The following is a 15,902-nucleotide window of genomic DNA, read 5'->3' as shown; positions in this document are numbered from 1 at the left end:
CTTCTTTATTTGATTGATTACAAACTTGTTAGCATAACGGAAAGGCTCCGATTCATTCCATTGAAAGTAACCGTATTTCCCTATGAATACCAGTAAAAAATCTGTAAATAATGACCCTGACGTCGTATTGATTGGTGCCGGGATTATGAGTGCCACCCTGGGGATGATGCTCAAAGAATTGCAACCCGACCTGACGATTGAAATCTTTGAACGCCTGGATGTAGTGACTGCGGAGAGTTCCGATGCCTGGAACAATGCGGGTACCGGTCACTCGGCCTTCTGCGAATTGAACTATACGCCGCAAAAACCCGACGGCTCCGTTGAAATTAACAAAGCCATTAAGATCGCCGAGTCGTTTGAATTATCACGCGAATTCTGGGCGTATCTGGTGGAAAAAAATATTGTTACTTCACCGCAGGACTTCATTGTCAATACACCGCACATGAGCTTTGTTTGGGGCAATGACAATGTGGATTACCTGAAGAAACGGCATCAGGCCCTGACGAAGAATCACCTCTTCAAAGGCATGCTCTACTCCGAAGATCCTGCGGAGATCGGCGAGTGGGCCCCGCTCATCACGGAGGGTCGTGACCCGAATGAGAAAATCGCCGCCACGCGAATGGACATTGGTACTGATGTCAATTTCGGTGAACTTACTCGGCGTATCTTTAACTATTTGAAGGGTTTGCCCGGCGTATCGCTTTCACTCAATCACGAAGTTCGCGACATTGATCGCCAACGCGACGGTCGCTGGAAAGTGGAGGTAAAGAATCGGAAAGGTGGTAAAAAGCGTGATTTACTAACGCCTTTTGTTTTTATTGGAGCGGGTGGTGGTTCGCTGCACTTACTGGAAAAATCAGGAATCAAGGAAGGAAAAGGCTTTGGTGGATTCCCGGTAAGCGGTCAGTGGCTGGTTTGTACCGATCCGGCCATTATCGAACGTCACCAGGCTAAAGTATACGGCAAAGCAGCCGTAGGTTCGCCTCCGATGTCGGTACCTCACTTGGATACGCGGGTGATTGATGGGAAGAAAGCATTGCTTTTCGGACCTTACGCCGGTTTCTCGACGAAGTTTTTGAAAAACGGGTCGTACCTCGATTTACCCAAATCAATCAAGCTGAATAACATTGGCCCCATGATGGCGGCAGGTATTCAGAATATTCCGCTGACCAAATATCTGATTGATCAGGTACGTCAGTCACCGGAAGATCGACTGAACGCTCTCAAAGATTATATGCCCTCGGCCCGTCTGGAAGACTGGAAACTCGAAGTGGCTGGTCAACGGGTACAGGTGATCAAAAAAGACCCCAAGAAAGGCGGAATTTTGGAATTTGGTACGGAGGTCGTTAGTGCCGCTGACGGCTCCATTGCCGCCCTGTTAGGAGCTTCGCCGGGAGCTTCTACGTCCGTTGCCATCATGCTGGACTTACTCAAGCGTTGTTTCGCCGAAAAATCAAGCTCCGAAGCTTGGCAGTCGAAGCTACGGGAAATGATTCCTTCCTACGGAAAATCGCTAGCTAAAGATGCAGCTCTGTTGGAAAAATCCCGCGATCGGACGGCTCGTGCGTTAGGATTAAATGGCGTAGAAGTATAGGAAGAAGTCTCTGATGCAATACATATACTAGGCTGTCAGCTTCTCGCTGACAGCTTTTTTATTGCACGCAGGGTAGGGGCATAAAACACAAAAAGCCCGCTTAGAGCCGGCTTTTTGTAAAGTGGTACCGAAGGCGGGACTCGAACCCGCATGTCCGTAAAGACACACGCCCCTGAAACGTGCGTGTCTACCAATTCCACCACTTCGGTATCTTTGGCTTTGGGATTGCAAAAGTAGCATAAAGAGGTACCCTCGTCAAGATTTTGCTTACTTTTTTTGAAAATTTATTTTTGACAATCCCCTTCAAACCTCTGTATAAGCTAGTTGTAATGTTTATTTTTGTTCGTCCATGGGAGCAAATTAGTGAACTTTCCTATCCGCAAGCACGGTTTTTGTCACAAGCCTACTCTCATTCCTTAACGATTGAACTGTATACCCACGATGAAATCCCTTTTATACCGCTACGCCTTGGTCGCAGTGGTGCTGGCTTGTCTTACTTCCACTCTTCTTCCCGATGAGCTTGGTAGCGTATTTAGCCGAATCAATAGTGAAGTTGACGAGCGTTCCCAAGCTTACGAGAAACTGGGCGAGGCTACTCGTCTGATCGGACATCGGCTTACGGGTAGTCCGAATGGACAAAAAGCGGAAACCTATGCCTACGATCTACTCAGAAGTTACGGCTTTCGTGATGTATCGTACCAGCCTTTCGACCTGGAAGCCTGGAGTCGTGATACCGTAACCCTAGCTATTGCTCCCCGCAAAAGCGACAATTTCCAGGACATTCCCGTCGTAGCCCTGGCTCACTCACCCCTGGAGGCGAATGTAAGTGCGGATCTCGTCGACGTTGGAAACGGCCTGGAAGCTGATTTTGAGGCTCAAAAAGCCCGCATCTCGGGTCGGGTGGTACTAGCTAACCTTGGTTTACTGGGAGCCGCTCCAGGAACGAAAAACTTGCACCGCTCGGAAAAAACGGCTCTGGCCACCCGTTACGGAGCCGCGGGCATCGTAATGGTGAACACCGTTCCGGGAAATGTCCTGCTGACGGGCACCGCTTCCGTAACTGGCTCGCTGATTACCATTCCAGCCGTTTGTATTTCACTGGAAAGCGGTCAGCGGATTCGGGAATGGATGACGGAAGAAAAACTCATGGCTCTGGTGGATATGCGAAACCACAGCCGGAAAGTACAGGCCCGAAACATCGTAGCGACGCTCAAGGGAAGAAGTAAAGATAAAATCGTCATCGGAGCCCACCTCGACAGCTGGGATCTGGCTACGGGAGCCATCGACAACGGTCTGGGATCGTTTGCCATTATGGACATTGCCCGTACCCTGAAAAAACTCAACCTGAAACCTCGCCGGACGATTGAATTCGTTTTATTCATGGGCGAAGAACAGGGATTGTTGGGTTCTAAAGCGTACGTGAAGGCCGCCAAACAAACCAATACGCTCGACCGTATTCAGTACATGATCAATCTGGATATGACCAATCAGCCTTCCGGGATGAATATTTCTGGCTGGGATGCCATGGAAGCTTTTTGCAATCAGGTCGGCAGTCAGATTCAAGCCGTAGAGCCTAACTACAAAAATGAAATCATGAACCGGGCTGGTTTGCATTCCGATCATCAGCCTTTTATGCTGGAAGGTATTCCCACGCTAACGCCGCTGGGTCACTTGCCCCCAACGGTAGGTCGTACGTACCACACCAACCTCGATACGTTTGATAAAGTGGATAAAGAAGGCTTGCGGAATACGGTTCGTTATACCGCCATGATGTTGTACGCCCTGGCGAATACTCCCGAACTGCCCGCTCGTAAGCTCACTTCCGAACAAACGAAAGCGTTTCTGGAAAAACAGGGTTTGAAGGACGAACTCATGCTGGGCAAGGAATGGCGTTGGTAAGAAACACAAAACCCGGAGCAAAGACTCCGGGCTTGTTCGCCTTAACACCAAATAAAAAGTCAACAGGAGCCGGTTCATGCCGGCTCTTTTTTATTCAAAAGCTCATTCCCATTCGCATCGAGAAGCGATTGTACGCGTAATCATAATATACACCTTCGCCGTAGCCGTTTTCAGTACCACTGGATAACAACTGGCGTTTGTACCCTACACTCCAGCTCAAACTCGAACTACCTCCCGTAGCAAAGCGTAAGCCCAGAGCCGGGTTCAAATGAAGACCGCCTCGTTTATACGAAAGCGTATTGTTTTTGATGAGTCCGGTCATGCCCTTTCCAATGTCAATGGCGTAGAAAGGCGTTACTTTTTGATTCTTCAGGAAATCGCCCCGTAAGCCGAGCGATAGCGGTACAATCATTTGGGTTCGGTACGCATCCACGCCGACAGTAAGTCCTACGGCCAGAGCGGGAATAAACCGGTATCCGTTAAAAGTCAGTGCTGAAAAACTGGCTTTGCTTATGGCCGGCTGGTTGTTGAAGGCTACCCGGCCCAGCAAAATACCCATCTCCGTATGGTTCGTATACCCCCGGCGTTGGTTGACCTGAGCGTACACGGAGCTACTCAACAGCATAAAGAATAAAATTTGCTTCATAAGGGTAAATAGTAAAGGACAGAAGCTTGAAAGGATTCCATACGACCCCGTCCGATCATGGTGGGACTAACTACGTTTAACAAACCAGTCTGGTACCGAATTTCCAGGCCTACCTGCTGACCAAACCATTCGCCCTGGGTACCCAGGCCCAGTAGGCCGCCGAGCTCCGTCTGTCGGTAGGTTTCATTCCGGTTGTACGTGTATTCGTAAAAAGTAGGCAGACTGGACCTCCAGGGCTCATCAATTCTTCCTTTTTCCAAAGCCTTTAACTGATACGCTACTTGTAGGCCTGCGAATCCATAGAGCCGCCAGCGGGAATTCAGGGACTGATTGTATTCGGCCAGTAAGGGCAGGCTGATGAGATCCCGGAGGAAACGAATCGGCGGGCCGTAGGCGATCTGTTTCGTTGGCGTGTTCCGCAATGGATCAATTCTTCCCCCGCCTTGCTCATAGTTCAACTCCGTACGAAAGGCCCAGTGCGTACTCAACCGATGCCGCCAGCCCAAGCCGCCCGTAAATCCGGATTGAAATCTACGTCCTAGAAAGTTGCTTGCACGGGTCGTTTGAGCAGGCCAAATACCGGGGTAACTTATTTCGTTACTCGTCCAGAGTTGCGTTTCTGAAGAAGCACTTTCTCCCGTAAAGTGCGATCGGCTCAAGCCGCCGCGTAGGTACAACTGATTCGTCTGCCCCTGAGCAAACCCAGTAATCAGCAGTACTAGCCACACTAGATGTCTCATAAGGCTAATTAGAGATCTTTACGTCGTACGGGAATTTTGCTTAACAGCTTGGGATTGTTTCGATTACTGTAATCGTACTGATAGAAACCATCCTTTCCAATCAGCATCAGCACTTTGGTACTGAGCGGAATCACATCGTACGCATCCATGCCCTTGAAGTGGTTGAGCATTTTCTTATCCAGTTGTAAAGGATCACTCACATCATAGCTTTTCAGACCGTATTTTCCTTCGCAAACGAACAAGGTCGGGTGGTCCACGCCCAATCCGTAAGGCTCCTGCATGGGAAAGCTTTTCAATAGTTTCGGGCTGTACATGTTCGAGACGTCGATCACATCCAGTTGATTGTTCTGGGAAGGTCCACACATCGCACTGCCTTGCTGAGCCCGTAAGGTCACAAAAGCATAGTTATCGTGTACTACCACCGGATCACAGGCTCGTACGTGGCTTAGCGTAGATACGCGGACGGGGTTATTTGGATCGGCATTGGAAAGAATATGCATACCCGTCGTCGAACCTACGTACAGGCGGTCTTTATACGGATAAATGGTTTCGATGCCCCAGCCTAGCGTAACGGCATTACCCTTTTGCGGATTTTTAGGTTGCGTAATGTCGAAAAGCTGCATATTCTGGTTGGTGACGGCGTACAGGATATTATTCACAATCGCAAAACGAGCCATCGAGCCACCAGTACCGCTTCCTTGACTTCCCCCAGAACTTTTACTGTCGGAATACAGCGAAGATGAAGCAAAACTATTTAGCCAGCCGCCCCAACCCCCTGGATTCGTTGCATTGCCTTCGCAGTCCGTTTCCGTCACCTGAGTGACCAGGTTAGGGGTATAATCCGTGATCACCGTAGCCTCCTGCTGGGTATTTCCCCAATTCGACGCGTTTGTAGACCAGCTAATCCCTTCTACCATACCGCTCTGAAAAGCATTCGTAATCCGTTGCAATTGTAGGGGTTGCCGGGGGTTGGAAATATCAAAAACCAGAAAATCTGTATAACTATCGGCGTACAGCGTGTTGCCCTTCACCGCCATATCGGCATTACCTAAAATACTGATAAACGATAGGTTGACGGGATTGGCCGGGTCCGTATTGTCAATGACGTGAATCCCCTTCTTTACTTCATTGATGAAGAGAAAGTTATCCTTGGCGTAAATTTTGCCAGGATTTTCTAAACCCGTAGCTTCCTTAATGGCTACCCCATTCTGACGTAATTCACTCAAGGAAACTTGAAAGGGGGAGAGCTGGCGGTATACACGGGTTTGCTGACACTGGTCTTCGCAGGAGCTAAGGCCAAATGCCGCCAGAATGAATACGAGTAGAGGCTTTTTCATCGAGTAGTCGTAGGATATAAGGTGAATAAAGGGTTAAAGACGCGACGATCCGGGTTGCTCGAGCAGGAACAGCCGATTACTACTTCTTTATTGGATGATTTCCGGTTTACCTTACCTACCTGTCACTCAGTCCTTTACTGTATAAGGCAGGCATTGCCCATCAATGCAGTCTACCGTTACCGGAGTTACCTGTACGCAATCCGAGATCTTTCCTTCCCGGGTATTTACTTTCTTTTCTAACTGGTTATAGCTCCGTACTTTCTCTTCCAGTCGGGCTACGTCGGCGGCCTTCAGCGAATACACCAGATATTTCCAGGGGCCACCACAGGGTTTGCTACCAAAGGCAATACTACCGCACACTCGCTCGCTCTGACAGGCTTTGTCCTGAATGAAGGCCAGGATCTCCTGCTCCATTCCACGAAGTCGCTCGCTGTCATCCCGGTAAATTTTCTCTTTTTCACAGGATACTAAAACCAGCAAGAGCCCTCCCAGAGCGAGTATGCGTTTCATAACTATTCATTTTAAAAATTGGCTTTTACAGGAAAGGTATGGTAAAGACCCTCTTGAAGACCAGAAAGTTGGAAAGGCAAAAAAGTTTTTTCAAAAAAGTTTACTTAAAAAACGTTAAGACCCCGGCTTTTCAGGCGTAGGCACAAAAAAAGAGCAGCCTGAAGCTGCTCTTTCGAATGATATATGGAAAGCGAAACTAGGCTAGCTCGGCAATTACCGTTTGACCAGACACGGGTTTATCTCCCAGTTTAACCAGAATTTTAGCGTCTAGGGGGAGAAAAATATCCACCCGGCTACCGAATTTAATAAAGCCAAATTCTTCACCCTGCGTGACCGCATCGCCTTCTTTTACGTACCAGCAAATGCGGCGGGCCAAAGCCCCGGCAATCTGACGAAACATCACTTCTACGCCGGATTCATGTCGTACCACGATGGTCGTACGTTCGTTTTCCGTCGAGGACTTGGGATGCCAGGCTACCAGGTATTTTCCGGGATGATACTTGAAAAAGGAGACCATGCCGGAAAGCGGACTGCGATTGACGTGCACATTAATCGGCGACATAAAAATGCTTACCTGCCGGCGGGGACCGTTGAAATACTCCGTTTCAACCGTTTCTTCAATCACGACCACTTTTCCGTCCGCTGGGGCGATGATATGCTTGGAATCCTGAACCGTTTTACGACGGGGACTTCTGAAAAACTGTAGAATGATTAAGTAGACAATGATACTTACTACGATCACGACCTGACGGGTCAGAGTCTGGGCTGGAAATAGGTAGGCAATCGTAGCATTAATGGCCAGCAAGATGGCCAGAGCCAGGGACAACGTAGCAATACCTTCTCGGTGGATGGTCATAGGGCTAAATCTTGAGAAACTTCGACTATCCGGGCTTTCGTACGCCCTGTAACAGCGAATCAGCTTTTTTTCTTAGGTGTACCCGAGCCAAAGCGGCTCGGTTGGGGCCGCAAGGTACAAAAAATAGCACGATTCCTTAGTGTACGGTAATCAGATAATGAACCGTACGAGCGGGCTTTTGCTTAGGGTCAGAGGGAACGTAGTTAAGAATCCAGAGCGTCGTTCCTTTGCGTAAGCCCTTGACCGTATAGATCTGTTCACCACCAGCACCGGGGCGAAGTGGCTTATTGGCCTGATACTTACTGGTAATCTTCACTACGCTTGAGTCGCTCAACACGTAGGTCCATTGATGACCCATCTCAGGATTACTTCCCAGACGAATCTCACGGCTATTTCCTACTCCCAGCGTTAATCTACCCGGCCCTTGGGCCCAGGCTCCTACACTCAGGAGCAGTAAGGCTCCCATCAGGCTCCAGTGTTTCATCAGCTATAGCGGTCGTTACGCCAGGGATAGGCCGTATTGGAATACCCCCGCTCTTCCCAAAAACCTAATTTATTCTGCGGTAAAAACTGAATCCGTTTGATCCATTTCGATCCTTTCCAGGCGTACAGCTGGGGTGTAATCATCCGGACCGGACCACCATGTTCGAGGGCGAGCGGTTCGTCGTATACGGTATGGGCTAGTAATACGTCGGGTTTCAGGGCTTCTTCCAGCGAAACGTTTGTCGTATAAGTATCGTAGCCGTAACATAACAAGTGGGTAGCCGTTTCCTTGGGTTGTACCAAGGCTGCCAGATCCATGAGCCGAACGCCTTTCCAGACCATGTCCAGCTTCGACCAGGTCGTTACGCAGTGAAAATCGGAGGTATCCTCGGTTTGCGGTAACGCCATGAAATCGTCCCATTTCAGAATCACAGGATGTTCTACTTCACCGTCGATGGTCAATCGCCAGCGGTCCAGTGAAATATCGGGATGATAACCCAGGTCCAGTACGGGCCACTTTTGCGTAATGGTTTGTCCAACGGGGACTTGCGGCATTCCGTGACGATTGGTCGGGCCCTTCCCCTGGGGCCGTTCGTCGGCGATGGAGGGCGTATTGTTTATACGTTCTTCGAACCGGGCTTTAAGCTTCATCCGGGCCTCGATGATACGCTCCAGTTTTTCGTCGGGTGATTGTTCCATGGCAGTTGAGCTTCTTCTCCTTCAAATGTATAAAATACCAAGTAAAAAGCCCATTCCTATGGAACGGGCTTTCACAGCATTTTACTAATTTCTTATCGATTAGGCTAAAGTCAGAACGGCCAGTTCGCGTACGGCCCGGGCGATTCCTTCAGGATCAAATCCACATTCCCGGTGCAATTCAAGCTGCTCGCCGTGTTCAACGATGCGATCCGGAATACCCAGCCGTTTTACTTTAGCCGTATACCCATGTTCCGTCATGAATTCCAGCACTGCTGAACCCATACCTCCCATCACACAACCATCTTCTACGGTAATAACTTTATCAAACTTCTGGAACACTTCGTGTAAGAGAGCTTCGTCTAATGGCTTCACAAAACGCAGGTCATAATGAGCAGGCGTCAACCCCTCTTTTTCGAGCAGTTGGCAGGCACTAGGTACGTAATTACCAATCGGTCCGATGGTCAGAATAGCCACTTCTTCGCCATCCTGTACCTTACGACCTTTACCGATTTCGATTAGTTCGAAGGGTGTACGCCAGTCGGGCATTACGCCTTCGCCCCGAGGATACCGGATCGTGATGGATTGAGTACCGGATTGTACGCTGTCACTTTGAGCCGTGTACATCAGGTTTCGTAGCTCCTGTTCGTTCATGGGAGAGGCTACGATCATATTGGGAATGCAACGCATAAAAGCGATGTCGTACGCTCCGTGGTGCGTCGGTCCGTCGGCTCCGGCAAAACCAGCCCGGTCCAGACAGAAAACGACGGGTAACTCCTGAATACAAACGTCGTGTACAACCTGATCGTAGGCCCGCTGCATGAAAGTACTGTAGATGTTACAGAATACCGTCAGGCCTTGGGTAGCCATACCCGCTGAAAACGTAACCGCGTGCTGTTCCGCAATGCCCACATCGAAAGCCCGTTCCGGCATGGCTTTCATCATGATATTCATGGAAGAACCACTCGGCATGGCGGGCGTTACGCCTACGATTTTAGCATTCTGTTCCGCCAGTTCCACCAGCGTATTACCAAATACTTCCTGGTATTTCGGTGGCTGGGGTTTCTCGTATACTTTCTTGAAAATCTCCCCGGTAATCTTATCGAATTTTCCGGGAGCGTGCCACTTGGTCTGATCCTTCTCCGCCGGACCGTATCCTTTGCCCTTGACGGTTACGCAGTGCAGAATTTTGGGGCCCGGAATAGCTTTCAAATCCGAGAAGATTTCTGTCAGATGATCGACGTCATGCCCGTCTACGGGACCAAAATACCGTAAATTCAGCGATTCAAACAGGTTGCTCTGATGCAGTAACGTCGCTTTAAGACCATTTTCGATCTTCGAAACGATTTCCTGAGCCGTCCGTCCGAAATTACTCATTTTACCGAGCAGGTTCCAGACTTCATCCTTCACCCGATTGTAGGTATGAGACGTGGTAATATCGGTCAGATAATCCTTCAGGGCTCCTACGTTCGGATCGATACTCATGCAATTGTCATTGAGGACAATCAGCAAATTCGTATCCTTCAGCGAACCCGCGTGGTTCATGGCCTCGAAGGCCATACCGCCCGTCAGAGCGCCATCGCCAATAATAGCTACGTGCTGCTGTTGGGTATTACCGTTGTGCAAGGCTCCTACCGACATGCCCAACGCCGCTGAAATCGACGTGGAAGAGTGTCCCACACCAAAGGCATCATAGGGACTTTCTTTGCGTTTGGGAAAGCCCGAAAGGCCCCCGTAGAAACGGTTGGTATGAAAACGATTGCGGCGACCGGTAAGAATTTTATGGCCGTAAGCCTGGTGCCCGACATCAAAAACAATCTGATCTTCGGGCGTATGCAGGGCGTAGTGCAGGGCTACTGTGAGCTCTACCACCCCTAAGCTAGCTCCAAAGTGTCCGCCGTAGACGGAGACATTATCAACAATGAATTGACGTAACTCCTGGCAGACCTGAACCAATTGCGATTTATCCAACTTCCGCAATTCCTCAGGGGTGTCAATTTGAGCTAGCAAAGGACCAGGCGTAATAAGCATTGCATAAGGGGATTCAGGAACTGAATGAGTTACTCGTTAGCACTCGCTCATTCCATGATTCATAGATGAACTGTGAGTCTTAAACCCTTGAAAGTCACGAAATGTTTCGCAGCCTTCTGTGGGTTTTGGTAAAACGAGGACAAAGGTACGGTAAAAACCGGTTGGGTACCGTATATTCCTTGTATATCCCGCATTGAAAAACCCCTCGGTAGGCGAGGGGTGCTTCCTTTAATTCTTCTGACTGGCCTTGTAAAGCTTCTGCTTTTCTTCCCGCGTAAGACTTTCGTAGCCGGATTTCGAAATCTTGTCCAGAATCGCGTCTATTTCTTCATCGCCGGGATAATCTTCGGTAGTGGTGCTATACGTCGTGAAGCTCGTCCGCGTTTGTGAACGGTACTTGACCTGCATCGTTGGTCGCGGTTCGCGGGCGAACAGGCGTTTGAAAAAATCCAGTACGGCTTCAACGGGCTGGCCCAGATCAATTCCCCGGCGTAGCATTCGGATGTACAGATAACCAAATAAAGCTCCGCTCAGGTGAGCAATGTTCCCGCCCGCATTCGTACCCGGAATCTGGGCGAAAGAAACGATAACGCAGAAGGCTGCAATGTATTTGATCCGAACGGGACCAATAATCAGTACGTGAAAGGTATAATTTGGTAGTAGCGTGGCTGCTCCGAGCATGACAGCGTATACGGCTCCCGAAGCTCCAATATTGAGTTCTTCCAGATTGGCCTGAAAGTAAGGAACTACGTTGTATAAGGTCAGATAGATCAATCCACCAAAAATGCCGCCCAGCAAGTAAATACTTACCAACCGACGGCTCCCTAGATACTCCTGTACCAATTGACCAAACCAGAAGAGAAACAGCATATTGAATAAAATATGCAGTACCTGCTGATGGACAAAGCAGTACGTCAGTAGGGTCCAGGGTTTATACAGAATGTGGCCCAGATTAGGTTTCATCGCTATCTGGTCGAGAATCATCCCGTAGATACCCGGTTTTCCGGCCAGACTGAAGCTTACCTGAATTACTAACAAAACCAAGAACACAAAAACGTTGATCAGAATCAACTGAATCAACCCATTGTCTCTTCTGGAAAAAGCCTCCTTGATATCGTCGACAAAGCCGCTCATAGCTAAAAAATAGCGTTAATAGTTCCCATGGTTACCCTATACTTAGTTATGAAAGCTAACGCATACGGCTCCTGTAAATCTTAAAAAAAATAATGCCTGATCAATAGAAATTTTTCCGTTGTCCGGCCCAGTACCGAATTAAAATAAAAGCAAAAAGCATTCCGCCGATGTGAGCGAAGTGTGCCACGTTATCGCCGGGAGTGCGGTGTAAACCAGAGTATAACTCAAATATTCCATATAAAGCTACAAAATATTTAGCCTTGATTGGAAAGGGAATGAACAACAAAAACAACGTAGTATTGGGGAACAACATGCCAAAGGCCATTAGTAATCCGAAAATAGCTCCGGAAGCCCCTACCATCGGAGCATTTAAGGCTAAAGCGACGTACTGCTTCGTCAAATAAATACACTGATTTTGGTACAGAGCTACGTCCGGATTTTCCAGGTACCGTCGTACTTCAGGTATTGAATTGAGCTGAGGGGCGTAATCATTGACAAAACCTACGAAGTTTGTGGGATCCGGGTCTTGAATGAACAATAGAGCCGCTTCTTTCAACTGGCTTATCTCATAATAATTGATTCCCGAATACAGTAACCCTGCCCCGATTCCCGTAAACAGATAAAAAAAGGTAAACCGCTTGGTACCCCACAATTGCTCCAGTCCGGGACCAAACATAATCAGGGCGAACATATTACTGAAAATGTGACCCAGATTGCCGTGAAGGAACATGTGCGAAACCATCTGAATCGGATTGAAGAGAGGAGAACTGAAATTGTGCAGTCCTAGCCATTCATCCAAATTGGGTACTAGCAGGTTCTGAGCGGCAAATACCGCTACATTAAGAATCAGGATAACTCGTACGGCCGGTGTAAGATTGAACATAGGATGTATGCGTACGCTTGTAGATAAATCGGACTTCGGCAAAAGTGCACAAAAAACCGTTCTCCTTTAGTAATTATTCGTTTAACTTCCTTCCGCCAGGTACCAGGAGATTTTTCTGAAAGTACTGACAGAATTCCGTTAGCGGGCATTCCAGGCACTTGGGCGAACGGGCTACGCAAACGTATCGCCCGTGCAAAATCAGCCAGTGATGAGCCCTCGGTACCAGCTCCTTGGCAATGTACTTCATCAGCTCTTTTTCAACGGCTAAAGGCGTCGTAGCCGTTTTGCTAACCAGCCCTATCCGGTGCGATACCCGAAATACGTGGGTGTCGACCGCCATGGTTGGCTGATTGTAAATAACGGAAGCAATCACATTGGCCGTCTTCCGACCTACCCCCGGCATTTTCTGTAAATCTTCAATCCGGACGGGCACTTCCGATCCAAACGCTTCGACCAGTATCCTTGCCATTCCAACCAAATGTTTGGCCTTATTGTTTGGATACGAAATGGATCGAATGTACATAAAGACCTCATCGGGCGTGGCTAGGGCCAACAGTTCAGGCGTCGGAAACTGCTCGAACAGCGCAGGCGTCACGAGATTGACCCGTTTGTCGGTACACTGGGCCGATAAGATTACGGATACCAGCAACTCGTAAGGATTCCGGTAACTCAGCTCGGTTTCGGGCTGGGGGAAGTGTTCGGTAAAATACGCCAATACACCAGCGTAACGTTCTTTCTTAGTCATAAGCAAAAAAACCCCGACTCCCGAAGAGAGAGGGGGTACGCGAAGATAATAAAAAACCAATCCCGCTGAATCAGTACGATTCCTGACGGGATTGGTTCTTCTGGCGACTCGCTCGCGAGTATTCCAGAATAGTATCCGTAACGCGGGTGGATGGCTGCAGCTCTACTTTAGTTAAGCCGGCTTTCAGATCCATGATATCCAGATAGAAGAGCAGTAACTCATGGTCGTGCATGAGCAGTTCTTCGATCTGCTGGTTTTCTTCCGTGCTTGTTTCTTCGTATGCGTACCGAAGAATGTCATTTTGTGTAAAGGTTTGTATCATACGTCCGAACGTGTTTACTCATCATTTTCCGTAAGTTAATGAGAGCATAACGCATACGGCCTAAGGCGGTGTTAATACTAACGCCCGTGGCGTCAGCAATCTCCTGGAAACTCATGTCTTCGTAGTGCCGCATCACCAGCACTTCGCGTTGTGGCTCGGGAAGCCGCGTAATGAGTTCCTTCAGGTGTTCATACGTTTCCTTTCGGATGGTAGCCGCCTCAATGGAGTCGTCTGCAAATTCTAACGTATTAAACACATTGCTGCCGTCCTCGAACACCACTTCAGGGTAGCGTTTCTCCCGGCGGAAGTAATCAATAGCGAGGTTGTGTGCGATTCGAATGATCCAGGGAAGGAATTTACCTTCTTCGTTGTACTTCCCCGATTGCAGCGTATCTACGGCCTTGATAAAGGTATCCTGCGTAAGATCTTCTGCAACGAATGAATCCTTAACGATGAGGTAAATAGTCGTGTAAACCTTCGATTTATAGCGATTGACTAAATGTTCAAAGGCACGCTCATTTCCACGGATGTACAGCGAAACCAGCTCACTGTCGCTAAATTGGACTTTTGCCATTTACTTTCCAGTTTAGTTAACGTAAAGCTGTGCTTCATGTAGTATCTCCTATCCGTGTTTTTTTTATTGTAGCATTCAAAATTAATCTCTTCCAGCAAAATACCAAAAACGCCAAGCCGTGTCTGAGCCCGTCTGACGCGGTTTTAACAGATTTTAACAATACTTTCCAAAAATAGAGCTGAAAATCCCTCCTTCACCAAATCATATTCGGAAGACAAGCCTGAAATCTCTGTATTATTTTTTTGTGAAGAGTCACAAAAATAGTACAATAAATTCATTAGTTAGACTTTTAACCATTTTTGACGGGTAAAAACTTTAATTTTTTCCGGATGGCGGGTGGTAACGCATTTTGCTCCACAACCAGTATACCCACCAAAAAGACCACCACGAGTAGGCCATGCACCAAGGCAGAAACGAAGAGGTTAGCGAACGTATACAAGGAAGAAAGTCCAATTAATAATCCACCTACTGTAATATACCCCACGGCCGAAGTTACGTGATACGGAATGGGATAATATTTGTCGCCCAGTACATAACAGGTGACCATCATGACCAGACAGGAAAGAGCAAAGGCAATGGCACAGCCCATGTAGCCTAGCCAGGGAATCAGTGCAAAGTTGGCGACTAATGTAACCGCCGCTCCGATGAATGTCAGTAAGGTACCGTATTGCGTTTTATCCGAAAGTTTGAACCAGACCGTTAAGTTGTAGTACACCCCCAGAAACAGGTTCGCCAATAATAACACAGGTACGACCGGCAAGCCCTCCCAGTATTCTTTCCGCCGCAGGAACAAATGGGCCACTACATCCAGATTCAGCGAAACAACTACCCAGATTAATACTGAGACAATTACGAACCATTTCATGACGTCCGCAAATACACCCGGAGCATTTTTATCTTCTGCTTTTGAGAAAAAGAAGGGTTCAGCCGCGTAACGAAATGACTGAATCACCAGGCTCATAAAAATGGAAAGCTTGTATACGTTGCCGTAGATTCCTAACGCTTCCTTCGAGGTATGACCCGGATAAAATCCTGCGGGCAACCAGCGTTCGAGCACCAGCCGGTCAAAAAGCTGATTGAAATTACCTGCTAGGCCCAGAATAAGGATGGGGTACGCGTAGATCCACATGGGCTTGAAGGCGTTCCAGTCCCAGCGAAAGCGAAAATCCCGAAGCTCTCCCCATAACATGGGAATCGTGGCCAGATTGGCAATGAGATTGGCAAAAACAATATAACCCACTCCCAATGCGGGATTGTAGTTGAAGAACCAGGTACCTTTTAGAAAAGGTAGAAAATTGCCTTCGTGAATGTTCCGGCAGAACCAGAGAAAATAGAAATTCAGCCCCACGTTGAGAAGGATATTGGAAACGCGAATGGCGACAAATTTCCGGGGGCGTTTTTCGAGTCGGATCCGGGCGTAGGGGATGGCGACCACCGCATCGATGATCATAA

General features: G+C 48.3%; 16 protein-coding genes and 1 tRNA gene. 2 read left to right on the top strand and 15 right to left on the bottom strand.

All coding sequences use genetic code 11. From position 1 onward, the window contains the following. Nucleotides 1–82 precede the first annotated feature (82 nt). On the top strand, nucleotides 83–1,594 hold the full coding sequence (locus tag ACOJTG_RS19465) for a malate:quinone oxidoreductase (protein ID WP_420155349.1): 1,512 nt from the start codon (nucleotides 83–85) through the stop codon (nucleotides 1,592–1,594). 122 nt (nucleotides 1,595–1,716) lie between these two features. On the opposite strand, the gene ACOJTG_RS19460 is transcribed toward ACOJTG_RS19465, so the two are convergent. Then, nucleotides 1,717–1,803, bottom strand: a tRNA-Leu gene (locus ACOJTG_RS19460). Between the two features lie 232 nt (nucleotides 1,804–2,035). Between ACOJTG_RS19460 and ACOJTG_RS19455 the strand changes: the two genes are divergently transcribed. After that, nucleotides 2,036–3,493 (top strand): M20/M25/M40 family metallo-hydrolase, encoded by a 1,458-nt coding sequence (locus ACOJTG_RS19455; protein WP_420155348.1) that lies wholly within the window; start codon nucleotides 2,036–2,038, stop codon nucleotides 3,491–3,493. 94 nt (nucleotides 3,494–3,587) lie between these two features. Here ACOJTG_RS19455 and ACOJTG_RS19450 read toward each other — a convergent pair whose 3' ends face one another. From ACOJTG_RS19450 to ACOJTG_RS19385, 14 genes are all read right to left on the bottom strand, one after another. Further along, a complete protein-coding gene (locus tag ACOJTG_RS19450) occupies nucleotides 3,588–4,139 on the bottom strand; it encodes a hypothetical protein (protein WP_420155347.1) in 552 nt (183 codons plus the stop codon). After that, nucleotides 4,136–4,879, bottom strand: a complete 744-nt coding sequence (locus ACOJTG_RS19445) for a porin family protein (RefSeq protein WP_420155346.1) — start codon at nucleotides 4,877–4,879, stop codon at nucleotides 4,136–4,138. Before ACOJTG_RS19445 ends, ACOJTG_RS19450 begins: the two co-directional genes overlap by 4 nt. Nucleotides 4,880–4,887: 8 nt before the next feature. Beyond that, the gene (locus ACOJTG_RS19440) at nucleotides 4,888–6,216 is read right to left on the bottom strand and encodes an LVIVD repeat-containing protein (RefSeq protein WP_420155345.1); all 1,329 of its coding nucleotides are present in this window, start codon (nucleotides 6,214–6,216) and stop codon (nucleotides 4,888–4,890) included. 126 nt (nucleotides 6,217–6,342) lie between these two features. Beyond that, nucleotides 6,343–6,726, bottom strand: coding sequence for a hypothetical protein (locus ACOJTG_RS19435; protein ID WP_420155344.1), 384 nt, complete (start codon nucleotides 6,724–6,726; stop codon nucleotides 6,343–6,345). Between the two features lie 196 nt (nucleotides 6,727–6,922). Further along, nucleotides 6,923–7,582 (bottom strand): phosphatidylserine decarboxylase family protein, encoded by a 660-nt coding sequence (locus ACOJTG_RS19430; RefSeq protein ID WP_104715912.1) that lies wholly within the window; start codon nucleotides 7,580–7,582, stop codon nucleotides 6,923–6,925. 136 nt (nucleotides 7,583–7,718) lie between these two features. Further along, on the bottom strand, nucleotides 7,719–8,066 hold the full coding sequence (locus ACOJTG_RS19425) for a protease inhibitor I42 family protein (RefSeq protein ID WP_420155343.1): 348 nt from the start codon (nucleotides 8,064–8,066) through the stop codon (nucleotides 7,719–7,721). Further along, a complete protein-coding gene (locus tag ACOJTG_RS19420; protein ID WP_420155342.1) occupies nucleotides 8,066–8,764 on the bottom strand; it encodes a molybdopterin-dependent oxidoreductase in 699 nt (232 codons plus the stop codon). Before ACOJTG_RS19420 ends, ACOJTG_RS19425 begins: the two co-directional genes overlap by 1 nt. 99 nt (nucleotides 8,765–8,863) lie before the next feature. Further along, nucleotides 8,864–10,792 (bottom strand): 1-deoxy-D-xylulose-5-phosphate synthase, encoded by a 1,929-nt coding sequence (gene dxs / locus ACOJTG_RS19415; RefSeq protein ID WP_420155341.1) that lies wholly within the window; start codon nucleotides 10,790–10,792, stop codon nucleotides 8,864–8,866. Between the two features lie 228 nt (nucleotides 10,793–11,020). Further along, nucleotides 11,021–11,926 (bottom strand): rhomboid family protein, encoded by a 906-nt coding sequence (locus tag ACOJTG_RS19410; RefSeq protein WP_094813073.1) that lies wholly within the window; start codon nucleotides 11,924–11,926, stop codon nucleotides 11,021–11,023. A gap of 100 nt (nucleotides 11,927–12,026) precedes the next feature. After that, the gene (locus tag ACOJTG_RS19405; protein WP_420155340.1) at nucleotides 12,027–12,809 is read right to left on the bottom strand and encodes a rhomboid family intramembrane serine protease; all 783 of its coding nucleotides are present in this window, start codon (nucleotides 12,807–12,809) and stop codon (nucleotides 12,027–12,029) included. Nucleotides 12,810–12,882: 73 nt separating this feature from the next. After that, the gene (gene nth, locus ACOJTG_RS19400) at nucleotides 12,883–13,554 is read right to left on the bottom strand and encodes an endonuclease III (protein WP_420155339.1); all 672 of its coding nucleotides are present in this window, start codon (nucleotides 13,552–13,554) and stop codon (nucleotides 12,883–12,885) included. Between the two features lie 70 nt (nucleotides 13,555–13,624). Beyond that, on the bottom strand, nucleotides 13,625–13,876 hold the full coding sequence (locus ACOJTG_RS19395) for a hypothetical protein (protein ID WP_420155338.1): 252 nt from the start codon (nucleotides 13,874–13,876) through the stop codon (nucleotides 13,625–13,627). Further along, the gene (locus ACOJTG_RS19390; RefSeq protein ID WP_104715905.1) at nucleotides 13,851–14,450 is read right to left on the bottom strand and encodes an RNA polymerase sigma factor; all 600 of its coding nucleotides are present in this window, start codon (nucleotides 14,448–14,450) and stop codon (nucleotides 13,851–13,853) included. Before ACOJTG_RS19390 ends, ACOJTG_RS19395 begins: the two co-directional genes overlap by 26 nt. 289 nt (nucleotides 14,451–14,739) lie before the next feature. Continuing rightward, the coding region (locus ACOJTG_RS19385) for a lipopolysaccharide biosynthesis protein (protein ID WP_420155337.1) at nucleotides 14,740–15,902 on the bottom strand (1,163 nt) is incomplete at its 5' end.

This window comes from Siphonobacter sp., from assembly GCF_048595215.1.
Lineage (GTDB): Bacteria > Bacteroidota > Bacteroidia > Cytophagales > Spirosomataceae > Siphonobacter.
This window is presented reverse-complemented; position numbering and strand designations above follow the sequence as displayed.